This window comes from Flavonifractor sp. An91, from assembly GCF_002159225.1.
GTDB classification, from domain to species: domain Bacteria; phylum Bacillota; class Clostridia; order Oscillospirales; family Oscillospiraceae; genus Flavonifractor; species Flavonifractor avicola.
In genome coordinates this window covers 68,389-82,613 of the sequence record NZ_NFHA01000008.1, presented here as the reverse complement: position 1 = coordinate 82,613, position 14,225 = coordinate 68,389, and the positions used below count along the sequence as shown (strand labels likewise).

At 63.0% G+C, this 14,225-nt stretch carries 20 protein-coding genes and 1 riboswitch; of the genes, 6 read left to right on the top strand and 14 right to left on the bottom strand.

Annotated features, from left to right (window positions below; all coding sequences use genetic code 11):
• Positions 1-33: 33 nt before the first annotated feature.
• Positions 34-1,323: a tRNA (N(6)-L-threonylcarbamoyladenosine(37)-C(2))-methylthiotransferase MtaB gene (mtaB, locus tag B5G42_RS07115; RefSeq protein ID WP_087268378.1), complete on the bottom strand. Its 1,290-nt coding sequence runs from the start codon at positions 1,321-1,323 to the stop codon at positions 34-36.
• A 142-nt stretch (positions 1,324-1,465) separates the two neighbouring features.
• Between mtaB and B5G42_RS07110 the strand changes: the two genes are divergently transcribed.
• A complete protein-coding gene (locus tag B5G42_RS07110) occupies positions 1,466-1,699 on the top strand; it encodes an HPr family phosphocarrier protein (RefSeq protein WP_087268375.1) in 234 nt (77 codons plus the stop codon).
• 45 nt (positions 1,700-1,744) lie between these two features.
• Here the strand turns inward: B5G42_RS07110 and B5G42_RS07105 are convergent, their stop codons facing one another.
• Positions 1,745-2,362, bottom strand: a complete 618-nt coding sequence (locus B5G42_RS07105; RefSeq protein WP_087268372.1) for a TatD family nuclease-associated radical SAM protein — start codon at positions 2,360-2,362, stop codon at positions 1,745-1,747.
• A 16-nt stretch (positions 2,363-2,378) separates the two neighbouring features.
• A complete protein-coding gene (locus B5G42_RS07100) occupies positions 2,379-3,143 on the bottom strand; it encodes a TatD family hydrolase (RefSeq protein WP_087268369.1) in 765 nt (254 codons plus the stop codon).
• A 326-nt stretch (positions 3,144-3,469) separates the two neighbouring features.
• Positions 3,470-3,542: riboswitch (Fluoride riboswitch) on the top strand.
• Between the two features lie 52 nt (positions 3,543-3,594).
• On the opposite strand from B5G42_RS07100, the gene B5G42_RS07095 reads away from it, so the two are divergent.
• Entirely contained in the window at positions 3,595-4,776 is a 1,182-nt protein-coding gene (locus tag B5G42_RS07095; protein WP_087268365.1) for a cation:proton antiporter, read from the top strand.
• 52 nt (positions 4,777-4,828) lie between these two features.
• On the opposite strand, the gene B5G42_RS07090 is transcribed toward B5G42_RS07095, so the two are convergent.
• Positions 4,829-5,035: a DUF896 domain-containing protein gene (locus B5G42_RS07090; protein WP_087188870.1), complete on the bottom strand. Its 207-nt coding sequence runs from the start codon at positions 5,033-5,035 to the stop codon at positions 4,829-4,831.
• Positions 5,035-5,826 (bottom strand): RNA-binding protein, encoded by a 792-nt coding sequence (locus B5G42_RS07085; RefSeq protein ID WP_087268362.1) that lies wholly within the window; start codon positions 5,824-5,826, stop codon positions 5,035-5,037. The genes B5G42_RS07090 and B5G42_RS07085 overlap by 1 nt, the downstream gene beginning before the upstream one ends.
• A gap of 115 nt (positions 5,827-5,941) precedes the next feature.
• On the opposite strand from B5G42_RS07085, the gene B5G42_RS07080 reads away from it, so the two are divergent.
• The 4 genes from B5G42_RS07080 (at position 5,942) to B5G42_RS07065 (ending at position 8,528) form a co-directional block, all read left to right on the top strand.
• A complete protein-coding gene (locus B5G42_RS07080; protein WP_242961155.1) occupies positions 5,942-6,583 on the top strand; it encodes a hypothetical protein in 642 nt (213 codons plus the stop codon).
• Complete coding sequence (locus tag B5G42_RS07075; protein ID WP_343286692.1) at positions 6,577-6,855, top strand: DUF1294 domain-containing protein; 279 nt, start codon at positions 6,577-6,579, stop codon at positions 6,853-6,855. The genes B5G42_RS07080 and B5G42_RS07075 overlap by 7 nt, the downstream gene beginning before the upstream one ends.
• 114 nt (positions 6,856-6,969) lie before the next feature.
• Positions 6,970-7,458, top strand: coding sequence for an RNA polymerase sigma factor (locus B5G42_RS07070; protein WP_087268443.1), 489 nt, complete (start codon positions 6,970-6,972; stop codon positions 7,456-7,458).
• Entirely contained in the window at positions 7,455-8,528 is a 1,074-nt protein-coding gene (locus tag B5G42_RS07065) for a DUF4179 domain-containing protein (protein ID WP_087268359.1), read from the top strand. Before B5G42_RS07070 ends, B5G42_RS07065 begins: the two co-directional genes overlap by 4 nt.
• A 39-nt stretch (positions 8,529-8,567) precedes the next feature.
• Here B5G42_RS07065 and obgE read toward each other — a convergent pair whose 3' ends face one another.
• The 9 genes from obgE to B5G42_RS07020 all read right to left on the bottom strand — a co-directional run bounded on the left by obgE (position 8,568) and on the right by B5G42_RS07020 (position 14,039).
• Positions 8,568-9,848 carry a GTPase ObgE gene (obgE, locus tag B5G42_RS07060; RefSeq protein ID WP_087268356.1) on the bottom strand — a complete coding sequence of 427 codons (1,281 nt, stop codon included), beginning with the start codon at positions 9,846-9,848 and terminating at the stop codon, positions 8,568-8,570.
• Positions 9,849-10,023: 175 nt separating this feature from the next.
• Positions 10,024-10,308: a 50S ribosomal protein L27 gene (gene rpmA, locus B5G42_RS07055; RefSeq protein WP_087268353.1), complete on the bottom strand. Its 285-nt coding sequence runs from the start codon at positions 10,306-10,308 to the stop codon at positions 10,024-10,026.
• 49 nt (positions 10,309-10,357) lie between these two features.
• A complete protein-coding gene (locus B5G42_RS07050) occupies positions 10,358-10,690 on the bottom strand; it encodes a ribosomal-processing cysteine protease Prp (protein ID WP_087268350.1) in 333 nt (110 codons plus the stop codon).
• Position 10,691: 1 nt separating this feature from the next.
• Complete coding sequence (rplU, locus tag B5G42_RS07045) at positions 10,692-11,003, bottom strand: 50S ribosomal protein L21 (protein WP_087188875.1); 312 nt, start codon at positions 11,001-11,003, stop codon at positions 10,692-10,694.
• Between the two features lie 166 nt (positions 11,004-11,169).
• Positions 11,170-12,198, bottom strand: a complete 1,029-nt coding sequence (locus B5G42_RS07040) for a putative glycoside hydrolase (RefSeq protein ID WP_087268347.1) — start codon at positions 12,196-12,198, stop codon at positions 11,170-11,172.
• Between the two features lie 36 nt (positions 12,199-12,234).
• Positions 12,235-12,672 (bottom strand): MarR family winged helix-turn-helix transcriptional regulator, encoded by a 438-nt coding sequence (locus tag B5G42_RS07035; protein WP_087268344.1) that lies wholly within the window; start codon positions 12,670-12,672, stop codon positions 12,235-12,237.
• A 43-nt stretch (positions 12,673-12,715) separates the two neighbouring features.
• Entirely contained in the window at positions 12,716-13,330 is a 615-nt protein-coding gene (locus B5G42_RS07030) for an S-layer homology domain-containing protein (protein ID WP_087268341.1), read from the bottom strand.
• A 131-nt stretch (positions 13,331-13,461) separates the two neighbouring features.
• Positions 13,462-13,731 carry a pro-sigmaK processing inhibitor BofA family protein gene (locus B5G42_RS07025; RefSeq protein WP_087188879.1) on the bottom strand — a complete coding sequence of 90 codons (270 nt, stop codon included), beginning with the start codon at positions 13,729-13,731 and terminating at the stop codon, positions 13,462-13,464.
• 53 nt (positions 13,732-13,784) lie between these two features.
• On the bottom strand, positions 13,785-14,039 hold the full coding sequence (locus tag B5G42_RS07020; RefSeq protein WP_087188880.1) for a DUF2508 family protein: 255 nt from the start codon (positions 14,037-14,039) through the stop codon (positions 13,785-13,787).
• Between the last annotated feature and the right edge of the window lie 186 nt (positions 14,040-14,225).

Genomic DNA, 14,225 nt, shown 5'->3' with positions numbered 1-14,225 from the left:
GGCGGGAGGCCAGCCCCCGCCCCGCAGTCCCCGTTACAGCACAAGCTCACCCAACAGGCCTTCTCCATGAAGGCCTGTTATTTTTACGTCTTGTATCACATTGTGTAATCCCTGGCTCGAAACAAAGACCTCGGTGTAGTTGGGGGCGTGGCCCCGCCACAGGCCGTCCTTCTCCTCCTCGAAGAGAACGGGCAGAGTCTGGCCCACCCAGCTCTCCAGCCAGGCCTGGTGGAGCCCACGGGCCACCTCACCCGCCCGGTGGGCCCGCTCCTCCTTCACCGCGTTGGAGCACTGGCCAGCCATGGCGGCGGCAGGGGTGCCGGAGCGGCGGGAGTAGGGGAAGATGTGCATGGCGGAGAAGGCGCAATTCTGCACAAACTCCAGGGTCTGGACAAACTCCTCCTCGGTCTCGCCGGGGAAGCCCACGATGAGATCTGTGGTGATTCCGGGCCGGTCAAAGTATTCCCGCAGTAATCTGACGCTCTCATAATACCGCGCGGTATCATATTTCCGGTTCATTCGCTTCAAAACGCTGTCGCACCCCGACTGCATGGACAGGTGGAAGTGGGGGCACAGGTTGGGGATAGCCGCCCCCCGGCGGCAGAAATCGGCGGTGATGGTGCGGGGCTCCAGAGAGCCCAGCCGCACCCGGCACTCCGGCGCGGCGGCGCACACCGCCTCAATCAGGTCCATCAGCTCCGGCTTGCCCTCCAGATCCCGGCCCCAAGAGGAAATCTCAATGCCGGTGAGCACCAGCTCTTTGTAGCCCTCGTCCGCCAGCTTGGCGGCCTGGGCGGCAGCCTCGGCAGCGGGCAGGGAGCGGATGGGTCCCCGGGCGTAGGGGATGATGCAGTAGGTGCAGAAGTTGACGCAGCCGTCCTCCACCTTCAGCATGGCCCGGGTGCGGCCCTCCAGGCCGCCGGCGGGCAGCCGCTCGAAGGTGCGGCGGCGGAGGGCGTCGTCCACGTCCACCACCTGGCCCCCGTCGGGGCTCAGGGCCTCCAGCCGGTCGAGAAAGCCCATGCGGTCGTTGGTGCCCATCACCAGGTCCACCTCCAGAGCCTCCACCGCCTCGGGGTCGGTCTGGGCGTAGCAGCCGCACACCGCCACAATGGCGTGGGGGGAGCGCTTACGGGCCTGCCGGATCATCTGGCGGGACTTCTTGTCGCTCACCGCCGTGACGGTGCAGGTGTTGATGATATAGGCGTCGGCCTCCCCGTCAAAGGGCACCAGAGTGTGGCCCCGGCGGGTGAGTTCGGCCTCCATGGCCTGGGTCTCGTACTGGTTCACCTTACAGCCCAGGGTATAGATCGCTGTACGCATACGCTTTCCTCTCTTTACAGGCGTTTTCCTGTTGAAAAACATCTGACTTGTCAGTATAATAAACAGGACAGAGTTTCGATATCCCCTATTATACGGAATTCCAGTTTGATTGCAAGGATAATATTCGTTCAGGAGGTGCCCCATGTCTGAATTCCAGGTTTCTCTGGCCTCCATCGAGGAGGTCCGCCAGTTTGTCAACGCCGCCACCCGCTCTCCCTGCGAGGTGGACATTCTGTCCGGCCGCTATGTGGTGGACGGTAAGTCCATCATGGGGCTGTTTTCTCTGGACCTGTCTCACCCGGTGACAGTCCGCCTCCACGGCAGCGACGGCGATCAGGCCGCCTTCCGTCAGGCGGTAGCCGCCTTTGTCAAGTAAAGGAAAACAAGCTGGGGCGCTGCTGTTGCAGCGCCCCAGCTGTTTTTAATCCTCGATATAGGCCCGGATACGAAGGGTGACTCCCAGCTCCTCCGTGATGGCCCGGCAGCGGTCGATCTCCGCCGGGGTCTTGTCCTTGTCCACGATGGTCATCACCACATGGGGCACATGGGCCTTGGCTTTCTTTGCAAAGTCCAGCATGGCCTCCCAGGCCTTGACCCCGTCCCTGGGCTGGGTGACGGCGCAGTACTCCTCCGCCGTGGAGCCGTTGAGGGAGATGGACACGGTGTCGATGCGGCCGGACAGCTCAGGGGTCACATCCCGGCCCAGGATCAGGTTGGCGTGGCCGTTGGTATTGATGCGGATGGGAGGCAGGTTGGGTACTTTCTCCTTCAGCTGGTCCACCAGCCACAGGATGTCGTCGGTGCGGTACATGGGCTCACCGAAGCCGCAGAACACCAGCTCCCGGTACTTGGAGTAGTCTCGGGCCAGCAGGTCGTCCAGGGCCTCCTGCCGGGTGGGCTCGTGGTCCAGCCACAGATCGTCAGCATAGATGGAGCCCTTATGGCCGTTGTGCCGCAGGCAGAACACGCACCGGCAGTCGCACCGGTTGGTCAGGTTCACATAGAGGGCGCCTTCGTACTCATAGGAAATGGTCTCCATAAAAATACCTCCTTACTCACAGGCCGAAAAACCGTTTTCCATTCTCCAGGGTAATCCGTAAAACTTCTTCGGTGGTCAGACCCTTCAGCTGGGCCACCGTCTGGGCCATCAGGGGGATGAGGGAGGAGTCGCACCGGCGGCCCCGGTAGGGCTCGGGGGCCATATAGGGGGCGTCGGTCTCCAGCATAATCCGGTCCATGGGCAGCCAGCGGATCACCTCAGGGGCCCGGCGGGCGTTCTTGAAGGTGATATTGCCGGTGAAGGAGAGCATCCACCCCTTGTCCACCAGCACCTTGGCGTCCTCAATGCTGCCGGCGTAGCAGTGGAACACGCCCCGAGCGTTGGGATGGGCCCGGACCATATCCACACAGTCCTTGTGGGCGTCCCGGTCGTGGACGATGGCGGGCAGGTCCAGCTCCTCCGCCAGGGAGAGCTGGGCGTCGAAGAAGTCCCGGGAGTTGGCCCGGTCCTCAGGGGTCTTGACCCAGTAGTAGTCCAGGCCGATCTCCCCCACCGCCACACATTTCCTGTGGGCGCACAGGGAGCGGATCTCATCCAGCTGGGACATAGTCACGCCCTCCAGGTTCTCCGGATGAAACCCGGCTGCAAAATAGAGATAGTCGTAGCGCTCCGCCAAGGCCATGGACTGCCGGGAGGACTCCAGGTCACAGCCGGGGCACACCACCAGGTCCACCCCCTTGTCCGGCAGCTGGGCCAGCAGGGCGTCCCGGTCGGCGTCAAAGGCGTCGTCATAGTAATGGGCGTGGGTATCGAAGATCATAAAGGCCTCCTGTGGTCTTGTTTTTTCATCATAATGTCTGCTGAATCAACCGCAACGCGGTTGATTGGCGCGGCAGGGCCGCGCAATTTCACAAAACGGCGTACTTCGCTGTTTTGTGAAATTGCGACATTGTGACAATGCGTATGTTCGCCGGAACGAAACACGTCCCGGCGAACGGCGCAAGGGGTTGGGGCAGTATCGCACAAGCCCCTTGCGCCGCAAAACCGAACGCCTTGGCCCTCTGTGCGTTCGGTTTTGCTCTGTACGCATTATCATACTCCCTTTTCCCACAGTTGACAAGGGGATCAGCCTGTGGTATACTGCCACCGAAATACGGGGATGAGGTCCGCCCGGGGCATTTGCCCGAACCGCCGTTTGGCTGATGACTTCTGCAATTTGTTGCAGGGGGCATTGGCTTTTTTTGTGCCCTCTGGAAGGGATGATGTGTGTTATGTTGACAAGTTTAGGCTTTGTGCTGCTGCTGGGCCTGGCCCTGGGCACCCTGGCCGCCAGGCTGCGGCTGCCCTCCCTGGTGGGTATGCTGCTGGCGGGCATTCTGCTGGGGCCCTGCGTCCTCAATCTGCTCTCCCCCTCCCTGCTGGGGATTTCCGCCGACCTGCGGCAGCTGGCCCTGGTCATTATCCTCACCCGGGCCGGTCTGAGTCTGGATGTGGACGACCTGCGCCGGGCGGGGCGGCCCGCCATCCTCATGTGCTTCCTGCCCGCCGCCTTTGAGGTGCTGGGCATGGTGGTGCTGGCCCCCCGGCTGCTGGGGGTGAGCACCCTGGACGCCGCCATCATGGGCGCGGTGGTGGGGGCGGTCTCCCCCGCCGTCATTGTGCCCCGGATGCTCAAACTGATGGAGGAGGGCTACGGCACCGCCAAGGGCATTCCCCAGATGGTGCTGGCAGGGGCCTCGGTGGACGACGTGTTTGTCATCGTCCTCTTTACCTCCTTCACCGGCATGGCCCAGGGGGGCTCCTTCTCCCCCGCTGCCCTGGCCGGGGTGCCGGTGTCCATTGTACTGGGTGCGGCCTTCGGCCTGCTCATCGGCTTTGTGCTGGCAAAGTTCTTTGCCCGGTTCCATATGCGGGACTCGGTGAAGGTGGTCATTCTGCTCTCCCTGGCCTTCCTGCTGGTGGCCCTGGAGGATGCGGTGGAAGCCTGGGTGCCCTTCTCCGGCCTGCTGGCGGTGCTGGGGGCCGGTCTGGGCCTGCGGCGCTGGCGGCTGGTGGTGGCCCAGCGGCTCACCGCCAAGTTCGGCAAGCTGTGGGTGGGCGCTGAGATCATGCTCTTCGTGCTGGTGGGCGCCGAGGTCAACCTGCCCTATGCCGCAGCCGCCGGTCTGGCCGCCGTGGCCACGGTGCTGGGGGTGCTGTGCTTCCGGGCCCTGGGCGTGCTGCTGTGCATGGCAGGCAGCCGCCTCAACAAAAAGGAGCGGGTCTTTGCGGTGCTGGCCTATCTGCCCAAGGCCACCGTTCAGGCCGCCATCGGCGGCGTGCCTCTGGCCATGGGCCTGGGGTGCGGGCAGATTGTGCTCACCGTGGCGGTCATTGCCATCCTGGTCACCGCCCCCCTGGGCGCTTTCGCCATCGACTTCACCTACAAACGGCTGCTCTCCAAAGACAAGTAAGAGCGGCCTTTCAGCCAAAGAAAAACGCCTGCCGTTCTGGCAGGCGTTTTTTTCAGGGCTTCTTGCCCAGCTTGTGCTTGGTGCCGTCGGGCTCCACAATATAGGTGTTCTCCAGCTGGGCCACCAGATTGTTCCGGTAGGCGGCAATGTACTCCTGCCGCAGCAGGTCCCGCTCCACCATCTCTTCGGGGGTCAGGCCCTCCTCGCTCTTGGCCTTCTTGGCCAGCTCGTTGATACGGGCAATCTTTTTGTCATCCATTATACATATCGCTCCAGTAAAATCATAATTCGCCCCTTTTTGGACGGGCCGCCCACCTCTTTCAGGACACATTTGCCCAGCCCACGGCAGCTCATCACGTCTCCCTCCGCCACGGGGCGGTCGGGCTTGAGGCACTCCCGGTGGTTGAGCTGGAATTTGCCCGAGGCAATGAGATCGGCCGCCTTGCCCCGGGACAGGGAAAATCCGGAGGCGGCCACCGCGTCCAGCCGCAGGGAGCTGACGGTGTCCCGGATGGGCTTCACCTTCACCTCGGGGGGCTTCAGGTCGGCCAGCTCCATGGGGGTGGTCTTGAGGCGCACCCGCCCGGCCTGGTCCAGATTCATGGCCAGAAAGTCGGCCACGTCCTCCAGGGCCAGGATGTGGCACTCCCCGTCTCCCACCAGCAGGTCCCCGATCTTCTCCCGGTCCAGACCCAGGCCCAGAATGGAGCCCAGAAAGTCCCGGTGGCTCAGAGTACCGTTGGACCAGGTGCAGCGGACGGCCTTGATGGGGCAGTCGCTCTCCAGCCACACGTCCTCCTCCTGCCAGTCGGGGAGGAATGCGCACACCGTCCGCTCCGCCCCCGCAAAGCCGCCGTAGAACAGGTGCCGGGGATGGCCGCAGGCATTGAGCAGGTTTTCCACACTCACCCGCTCCTGTGGGGATAAAAAGCCGGTATGGCCGGGCACCGACCGGGTACGGGCCAGCTCCAGCTTATCCATAGCCCGGGCCAGCAGCAGCCGCTCCTCCCCGTCCCGGGCCAGCTTATTCAGCAGTTCGGTCTTGATCATATCCTTCCTCCTGTTGTTCTCTACAGGATAACACAGTTTTTCTCCCCTGGCAACTGCCGCCGCCTTGACAGGAATGCTATACTGGTCATAACCATTACAAAAAGGGGGTGGGCGGATGCCCACATTCATTCTTCACCCGGAGCGGCTGGATCTGACCGGCCCCGACGGCACCGTGACCCACGGGGCGGATCAGGACTGGTTCCCCGATCTCTGGCAGCAGCGGGCGGGGTGCGGCCCCAACACCGCCGCCCTCATCTTCCACTATCTTGCCCAGCAGCGGCCCGAGTTTTCCCCATTGCGAGCCAAAATGGGGAAAGACCGGGCGGGCTTTTTGGAGCATATGTGTCGGGTGTGGGAGTATATCACCCCCCGGAGCCACGGCCTCAACCGGCCGGAGTACATGGTGGAGGGCATGACGGACTACGGCAAAGCCGTGGGGGTACCTCTGGCCCCCTCCCTCTTTGCCTTCCCCACCCCCCGCACCAAGCGTCCCCCCTGGGAACAGGTGCGCTCCTTTGTGGCCGCCAGTCTGGAGGCCGACTGTCCGGTGGCCTTCCTCAACCTGGACAACGGCAAGATCAAGCAGCTCCACCGGTGGCACTGGGTGACCCTCATCGGTCTGGACGGCGATACCGCCTCCATTGTGGACAACGGCGAGGCCTTCACCATGGACCTGCACCTGTGGTATGACACCACCAAGACCCGGGGCGGCTTTGTGTCCGCCCTGGGGGCCGGGAAGGAGTTCGCCTCATGCTGAAATGGATCGCCCTGTGGGCCCTGTGCTGGAGTGTGGTGGACTTTGTCCTCATGGGTGTGGACAAGCGGAAGGCCAAAAAGCACCGCTGGCGGGTGCCGGAAAAGACCTTTTTCCTCATCGCCCTGGTGGGGGGCTCCCCCGGGGCCATCCTGGGTATGTACGCCTTCCGCCACAAGACCCGCCACTGGTACTTCAAGTGGGGCCTGCCCGCCATCCTCGTGGCCCAGGTCGCCCTGGGCGGGTGGGTGTACTGGCACTTCGTTCTGTCCTGAAAATGCGGAAGCGATCAGCTTCCGCATTTTTTTGCAAAGATGAAGAATCCGGCGTTCCTCAATCGTATTGTGGGTGAAAGCGCTTTTCAATCCCACGGAAAGGACGTGACAGCCATGCCACCCATACCGGACCGGGCGGAGGCCCAGCGGCTGGTGGAAACCTACTCCGACCTGATCCTCCGGCTGAGCTACACCTATCTGGGCAGCACCGCCGACGCCCAGGACATCTGCCAGACCGTCTTTCTCAAGCTGCTCCAGGCCCCCCGGGCCTTTGACAACGACGAGCATGAGCGGGCCTTCCTCATCCGCATGACCGTCAACCTGTGCAAGGACCACCTGAAAAGCCGTTGGCGGCGCACCACGGTGACCCTGGACGCGGCGGAGCGCGTGCCTGCCCCCCAGCCTGAGGAGGGCACCCTGCTGGCGGCTCTGGATCTGCTGCCCCCCAAATACCGCACGGTCATCTACCTCTACTACTACGAGGGCTACTCCGCCAGGGAGATCGCCGCCCTGCTGGGAGAAAAGCCGGCCACCGTTTTCACCCGGCTGGACCGGGGGCGGCAGAAGCTGCGGACCTATCTGGAACAGGAGGAACTGACATGAAGCAGTATAAAGATACCATGGACGAGCTCCGTTTTACCCCGGAGCAAAAGGCCCATATGGTGGACCGGCTGATGGAATCCGCTCAGACTTCCCCCCGGCGCCCCCACAGCTTCCGTCGGGTGGCGGTAGTGGGGGTGGCTGCCGCCCTGGTCCTCAGCGTGGGGATGGCGGGCGCCACCGGCGTGCTGGGAGAGGTAGGGGAGCGCTTCTCCGCCCTCTTCGGTCCTGCTACCCAGACCGAGGTCATCGACCAGATCGGCTACCCCATCGGCGCCTCGGTCACCGCTGACGGCATCACCATCACCGCCGACGCCATTGTGGGGGACACCCATTCCTACGCCATTGTCTACTCCATCTCCCGGGAGGACGGGCAGCCCTTGGTAACCCAGGCGACGCTGGATGGCAGCGAGGAATATGAGGGCCGCCTTCCCCTCTCCTTTGAGGAGTATGACCTGCGGCCCACCGGCCCCCTGGACTCCCTGTCCTCCGGAGGCGGCGGAGGTTTCTCCCACTTCTACGACGCCGACCCTACCGACAACGCCATCCAGTTTGTGGCCTTTTGGACCTCCGACACCCCCATCCGCTCGGGCAAGGTAAGCACCACCTTCCGGGGTCTCTATGACACCACCGACAGCTATGCCAACAAAACCCTGCTGGCGGAGGGACCCTGGACCCTGGACTTTACCATGGACTTTGAGGACTCCTCCATCGCCCTCCCCGCCGGGCAGGCGATCCAGGTGAGCGGCATGGACGCCACCCTGGACAGCATTACCCTCTCCCCCCTGTCCATCATGGTGGAGTACACTGTCCACCAGGAAATACCGGAGGCGGAGCGGGAAACCGGTCAGACCGATAAGGCAAACGACCCCTACGCCCCCTTCCGGGATCTGCCTGTGACCCTCACCTACACCGACGGCTCCACCCTGGAGATCAAGAGCGCCAACACCAGCGTCGGCTCGGGTAACGGCAAGGCCAAATGCACCATGGGTCTGATCTTTGACACCATCCGCCCTCTGGATGAAGTGGCCTCCGTCACCGTGGGGGATGTAGCCATCCCGGTCTCCCAGTAAAACAAAAGCAGGGCCCGCCATATGGCAGGCCCTGTTTGTTTACCGCTGGTACTCGAATTCCAGGTTGTACAGGGACACGATATCCCCGTCGTGGATGCCCATCTCCTCCAGCCGGTCGAAGAGGCCGGACTGACGGAGCATCTTGTCGAACCAGTTGCGGGACTCGTAGTCGCCGAAGTTGACGTTGGCCATGAGCCGCTGGAGCCAGGGGCCCTCCACGATCCAGGTGTCGTCCTCGTGGATGATGTTGAGGGGCTCGGAGGTATCCACCTCTGGGGGCCGCTCCACATAGGTGGGCTCGTACACCGTGATGGGGGGCAGGTGCTCCAGCTCCCGGGCGGCGGCAAACATCAGCTCCCGGGTGCCCAGCTGGGCGGCGGCGGAGATCTCATAGAAGGGCATACCCAGCCCCTCCACATAGGCCTTCAGGGCCTCCAGACCGGTGCGGTGGTTGGCGATATCCACCTTGTTGCCCGCCACGATCATGGGCCGGGAGGCCAGATCGGGGCCGTACTGTTTCAACTCCTCCTGGATGGCCTTGAAGTCCTCCACCGGATCACGGCCCTCGCAGCCGGACACGTCCACCACATGGATGAGCAGCCGGCAGCGGTCGATGTGCCGCAAAAAGTCGTGGCCCAAACCGGCGCCGTCGGAGGCGCCCTCAATGATGCCGGGGATGTCGGCAAGCACGAAGGACACGCCCTCGTCCACATAGACCACGCCCAGGTTGGGGAAGAGGGTGGTAAAGTGGTAGTTGGCGATCTTGGGCCGGGCCTTGGACACCACGGAGAGGAGGGTGGACTTGCCCACGTTGGGGAAGCCCACCAGGCCCACGTCGGCCAGCAGCTTCAGTTCCAGGATGACCTGCCGGTCCTGACCGGGCAGGCCCGCCTTGGCGAAGCGGGGCACCTGACGGGTGGGGGTGGCAAAGTGCTTGTTGCCCCAGCCGCCGTTGCCGCCCTTGGCCAGCACGAAGCGGTCGGTCTCCGACATATCGCAGATGATCTCATTGGTCTCGGCATCCCGGACCACGGTGCCCCGGGGCACCTTGATGACCAGGTCCTCCCCGTCCTTGCCGGAGCAGCGCTTGCCCTGGCCGTCCATGCCGTTGCCCGCCACATACTTGCGCTTGTAGCGGAAGTCCATCAGTGTGGACATATGGGGGTTGATCTCCAGGATCACATTGCCCCCCCGGCCGCCGTCGCCGCCGTCGGGGCCGCCGGCGGCCACGTACTTCTCCCGGTGGAAGGCCACCGCGCCGTTGCCGCCGTTGCCCGCCTTAACGGTGATGCGGGCGGTATCTACAAAGGGTGCTGCCATAAAAACCTCCTTGCCAAGGGGTGATTTGTCTCGTAGGGGCGACCCTTGTGGTCGCCCGGCCGTTCCCCTCATCCGTCTGGCCTTACGGCCAGTCACCTTCCCCCAGGGGAAGGCGATAGAAAAAGCCCCGGAACGGGAGTCCGTCCGGGGCTTAGTGTACCCATATTGCGGGCAATTACTGGGCGATCTCCACGATAGAGACCTGCTTGCGGTCCTTGCCCAGGCGCTCAAACTTCACGCGGCCGCTCTTGAGGGCGAACAGGGTGTCGTCGCTGCCCTTGCCCACGTTGACGCCGGGATGGATATGGGTGCCCCGCTGGCGGACCAGGATGTTGCCGGCCAGAACGAACTGACCGTCGCCCCGCTTCACGCCCAGACGCTTGGCCTCGGAATCGCGGCCGTTACGGGTGGAGCCCACGCCCTTTTTATGGGCGAAGAACTGAAGACCGATGTTCAGCATGGTGTCACACCTCCAAACTTGTGTGTTAAAAAGTCGCCGTACGGAGAGGTCAATCCTCCTCCAGTACGAGAATATTTTCGGGATACTCCTCGTGCAGGCTGGTAAAGTGGACCATGAGGGCGGTCAGAAGGGTCTGACAGGTGCTCTCGCTGGTCTGGCTCAGCCCGCCGGGGATACGCAGGGAGATGGATACGTCATGCTCCTTCACCTTTACGGTCGCCCCCAGGCCCAGCACGTCGTTGACGGCGCACTCGGTCAGGCGGACGGCGCTGGTGACGGCGGCGCAGACGATGTCGCTCCCCGCCTCGGCGTAACCGCTGTGGCCCTTCACAGTGAAGCCCACGATGCGGTCCCCCTCCATGTGAAAAGAGACGGTAGTCATCTTACAGGGAGATGGCGCCGATGGTCACCTTGGTGTAGGGCTGACGATGGCCCTGACGCTTGCGGTAACCCTTCTTGGGCTTGTACTTGAAGACCAGGATCTTCTTGCCCTTGCCGTTCTTCACCACGGAAGCGGCCACCTTGGCGCCCTCCACCACGGGAGTGCCCACGGTGATCTTCTCGCCGTCGATGACAGCCAGAACCTTGTCAAAGGTCACGTTGTCGCCAGCCTCGTTGGGCAGCTTCTCGATGAAGAGGGTATCGCCCTCAGCCACCTTATACTGCTTACCGCCGGTCTCGATGATTGCGTGCATTACGTTTTCAACTCCTTCATTACGGGCTCGCTGTCGGGGGAGGGCCGAAGCGTGACGTCACATCAGTCACGTCGGTCACTTGGGTTCCCATTCAAAGCGGCTCTAGTAGTATATCAATGTGATCTTTAAAAGTCAAGCATTTTTCAACTTTTTTGCAGCTTTTTTGTCAGCTCAGCAGGGCCCAGCTGCCGGTATCCGTCCTCTGGGTCACAATGGGCACGATCTCCAGCCCCTCGACGGCGGGGACCGTCTCTCCCTCGGGCACCTGGACATAGACCCGGTCGGCATACTGCTTGAGCAGGTCCAGGGTGAGGCCGCTGCCGTCGGAGCCGCCGCCCAGCACCGTCAGGCTGGTCACCACCGATACCTTTATATCAGGATATTGGGCCAACGTCTGGTCCAGCGTCTGGAAGAAGGCCTCCATAGTCTGGGTCAGAGTGTTGGGATCGTAGTTGCTGTCGCTCTTGATATAGCTGACGGTGCCCCGGGTGGGGTAGCCGCAGTTGTCCAGCAGCAGCTCGTCAAAGCCCAGCCCGGCCAGTTCGCCGCATACCTGAGCCACATAGGTCCGCACCGATTCCACTGCCGGGCTGCTCCAGCGGACGCTCTCGTCGTCCCGCCAGTTGCCCGAATTGCTGTGGATGCCCAGGGCCCGGTCGTTCCAGGGCAGGGCGTTGTCCCGGAAACAGGAGATCCGGGCCACGGTGTACAGCTCCCCTCCGTTGAGGGTCTGGATAGCCTCATTGATGCCCTCCTGATCGGAGGAGGTGCCCAAAGTGGTCTGGGACTGATAACCCAGGGTGCCGTCCGCCTCCTTCATGGAGAAGATGGCGGCGGTGCCGCGGTTAGCCTCCAGCTGGGTCTGGGCAGTACCGTCGGTAAGGGCGGCGGCAGGCAGCTGCACGCCCCGGAAATCCACCTCCGGCTCCGGCGTGGGGGGCGGGGTGGGCTCCGGTGTGGTGATCTGAATGGGAACGGTGCCGGCCGGCGGGTCAGGCTCGGTCTCCGTCTCACCGCCGCCGAAGAAGGGCAGCTCCACCCGGACTCCATCGGCCGAGTAGTGAATATACGGCTCCAGGAAAAAGAGCGCCGCCACCGACAGCACCAGCAGCACCAGCAGTACGCCGATGAGCACTTTCAGCGCATTACGTCCCCGGCTGCGCCCATGGTAGGATTCATAACCATTCCGCCTCACGGCAGGACACCTCACTCTTTCCTCTCAGATCAGGGATCACTTTCCCTTTTCCTCCACCTGGCTCAACGCCTCGTCCAGCTTCTGGAGGGCGGCAGCCACCAGCTTCCGGTCCTCCTCCGGCATATTCCCCATCAGGGCGGTAAAGTAGCTGTTCACATCGGTGACCGCCTTGTCCCGCAGGGCGGCGTACTTCTCGGTGGCGCTGACGTAGATCACCCGGCGGTCGGTCTCGCTGCGCTGGCGCTTGGCCAGCCCCAGCTTCTCCAGCCGGTCCACAATGCCGGACACCGTGCTGTTGGCACTGCCGGTCCGCTCGGCCAGGGTGCTGATGGGCACCGGCCCGTCCTCACCCAGTACGGTAAGTACCATGGCCTGGGGAAAGGTCAGATCCATCCGGCCGAAGTGGCTGCGAAACTGCTGGGACATATGCTGGGTCACCCGCAGATAGGATATGAACAGACTGCTTTGCTCCATATTGGGCGTTCTCCTTTCTCTTGCCCGTGCCGTAAGGGGCCGGTCAGCCCATGGCCTGGGTATTCATCCGCTGTAAAATCACCGCCAGCTGGGCCCGGGTGGTGGTGCTCTTGGGGGAGAGCTTGCCGCCGTCTCCCTCCATCCAGCCCATACCGATGGCATGGGACATACCCTCCTTGGCCCAGGAGGCCACCTGGTTGGCGTCGCTGTAGAGGTTCAGGGCGCCCTCCGCCATCGTACGGCCCTTATATGTGTCATAGCGGCTGAGCATCACCGCCAGCTCCTGCCGGGTGACCACGCCGTCGCTGAAGGTGCCCTTGTCGGTGCCGTTGATGATGCGGGCCTCACAGGCCCAGTCGGCGGCAATGCCGTACCAGCTGTTGATCTGCACATCGGGGAAATGGCCCCGCCACACCGGGGTGGGCTCCCCCTCCATCCGCCACAGCACCATGGCTACGGTGGAACGGGTCACCGTGGCGTTGGGAGAAAACAGGGTATCGGACACACCGGTCATCCACCCCTGTTCCACCGACTCCTTCACCGCCGATTCATACCAGGCTCCGGCGGGCACGTCGGTAAAATTCGCCGCGGAGGCGGGCAGCGCCAGGCCGGCGCATAAAGTCAGGGCGCAGGTCAGCGCCGCAAGTCGTCTTTTCAAGTGGGTCCACTCCTTATAATCGAGTATTATTTATTTTACGATACGGATTTTAAAAAACTATGAACACCAAAGGACCCAATTATAAATAATTTTACAAAAAGGACGCCGCACCTCCGGGCGGCGTCCTTTTCTTACACAGCCAGCATCCACTCCAGGGCCGCCAGCAGGCCGAATCCGGGCAGCCCCAGCAGGCCCAGCACCAGGGCGTTGGTCAGGTTGACCCCCAGCTGGAGGCCCAGAATGCCCCCAGCCCAGCGCAAAACCCACAGCGCTCCCAGCCCCACCCCTGTCCGGGCCGCCAGACGGCCCAGCCAGCTCAGGGGCTTACGCAGCACTGCCAGCAGCAGCACCAGAAACAGTCCTCCCGCCACCCATGGCAGGGCGTTGAGCAGCGGTTCCACCGCCGCCACCTCCTTTCTGTGTGCCAGAACCTTGGCGGCGGGGCGGGCCCCTCTTATCCGGTGCGGACGGTCTGCCCGCCCTCCAGTTCCTTGACCTGGCGCAGCAGGTAGGTGTACCGGGACTGAAGGGCGTTGATCTCAAAGACATAGGATTCGATGAGATCCGGGTCACAGGCGTCGTTGAAGCCCTGATAGGCCTGGGCAATGAGGGCCCTGGTCTGGCTCAGTCCCTCCAGCAGGACCCGGCGGGTCCCCTCCCGCTCGCTCTCCCGTCGGCGCAGGCTGAAGCGCTTGGTGGCTTCCGGCATACGATCCTCCTCCTTGCTCCGGGCTTTCCGGTTTTATCCTATGTCCAGTTTGGGCAATTATGTCCGGTTCTATACCGTTTTTTTCCTGTATTTCAGGCCGCCATCGGGGCATACTGATGTTGGACCGGATGACCGCTGGTTCTTGCATCTCCTTTTAAGCCGGTGCCGGGTGAGCTCACCCTCTGG